This window comes from Rhodococcus sp. 05-2254-2 (assembly GCF_002259095.1).
Classification (GTDB): Bacteria; Actinomycetota; Actinomycetes; order Mycobacteriales; family Mycobacteriaceae; genus Rhodococcoides.
The window spans coordinates 2,012-3,780 of sequence record NZ_NOZJ01000014.1 but is presented as its reverse complement, the minus strand read 5'-3'; the positions used below and the strand labels follow the sequence as shown (position 1 = coordinate 3,780).

The 1,769-nt window shown below is 66.9% G+C and carries 1 protein-coding gene; it reads right to left on the bottom strand.

Annotated features, from left to right (window positions below; genetic code table 11):
- The coding region (locus CH283_RS18565) for an acetyl/propionyl/methylcrotonyl-CoA carboxylase subunit alpha (protein WP_217901125.1) at positions 1-1,769 on the bottom strand (1,769 nt) is incomplete at both ends.

Sequence of the window (1,769 nt, the reverse complement as noted above, 5' to 3'; positions counted from 1 at the left end):
TTGATCTCTGCGAGGACGGTGCCTTGGGTGATGGCGTCGCCTGCGGTGACGGTCAGGCCGGTGATGGTGCCTGCTTTGTGGGCGTTGACGGGGTTTTCCATTTTCATTGCTTCGAGGACGGCGATGAGGTCACCGGCGTCGACGGTTTGGCCTTCGTCGACGGCGACTTTGACCACGGTGCCCTGCATGGGTGCGGTGACCGAGTCTCCGGATGCGGCACCGGCTCCAGCACCGCCGCGGGTGCGGGCTTTGGGTTTGCGGCGTACCGCGCCCGCGGGCCCGCCGCCGTTACCGCCGCTGAGGGACAGTTCCCCGGGCAGGGAGACCTCGACGCGGCGGCCACCGACCTCGACGACGACGGACTGCCGCGGCAGGACGTCGTCGTCGTCGATGGGTTGTCCGGCGGTGAACGGGGGAACCTGGTTGTCCCATTCGGTTTCGATCCAGCGGGTGTGGACGTCGAAGGAGTCGCCGTCGCCGATGAACGCCGGATCGGAGACCACCGCGGCGTGGAACGGAATCACCGTCGCAAGTCCTTGGACGTCGAATTCGGCGAGCGCTCGACGTGAACGGGCGAGGGCTTCCTCGCGGGTCGCGCCGGTGACGATGAGCTTGGCGAGCATCGAGTCGAACTGGCCACCGATCACCGAGCCGGATTCGACACCGGAATCGACGCGCACACCCGGTCCCGACGGCGCACGGAAGGTGGTGACCGGTCCGGGGGCGGGTAGGAAGCCGCGTCCGGCGTCTTCGCCGTTGATCCGGAACTCGAACGAATGCCCCCGGGGTTCGGGGTCGTCGGTGATGGACAGTTCTTCACCGTTGGCGATCTTGAACTGCTGCAACACCAGGTCGATGCCGGAGGTTTCCTCGGTGACGGGATGCTCGACCTGCAGGCGGGTGTTCACTTCCAGGAAGCTCACGAGGCCGTCCTGTCCGACGAGGTATTCGACGGTGCCGGCACCGTAGTAGCCGGCTTCGAGGCAGATGGCTTTCGCGGAGGAGTGGATTTCTTTGCGTTGGGCGTCGGTGAGGAACGGGGCGGGTGCTTCTTCGACGAGTTTCTGGAAGCGGCGTTGCAGGGAGCAGTCGCGGGTGCCGGCGACGATGACGTTGCCGTGTTGGTCGGCGATGACCTGAGCTTCGACGTGGCGGGGCTTGTCGAGGTAGCGCTCGACGAAGCATTCTCCGCGCCCGAACGCGGCGACGGCTTCGCGGGTGGCCGAATCGAACAGTTCGGGGATTTCCTCGCGGGTGCGGGCGACTTTCATGCCGCGTCCGCCGCCACCGAACGCGGCTTTGATCGCGATCGGCAGGCCGTGTTCGTCGACGAAGGCGAGGATTTCGTCGGCGTCCTTGACCGGCTCGGAGGTGCCGGGGACCGAGGGGGCTTTGGCGCGGGCGGCGATGTGGCGGGCGGTGACCTTGTCGCCGAGGTCGCGGATGGACTGCGGGGACGGTCCGATCCAGATCAGACCGGCATCGATGACGGCTTGGGCGAAGTCGGCGTTCTCGGAGAGGAATCCGTAGCCGGGGTGGATGGCGTCGGCCCCGGACTTGGCGGCGGCATCGATGATCTTGTCGATCACCAGATACGACTCCGCGGAGCTCTGCCCGCCGAGCGCGAACGCCTCATCGGCCAGACGGACGAACGGGGCGTCGGCGTCGGGTTCGGCGTACACAGCGACACTGGCCAACCCGGCATCGGCCGCAGCCCGGATCACCCGCACCGCGATCTCACCACGATTGGCGACAAGAACCTTGGTGAT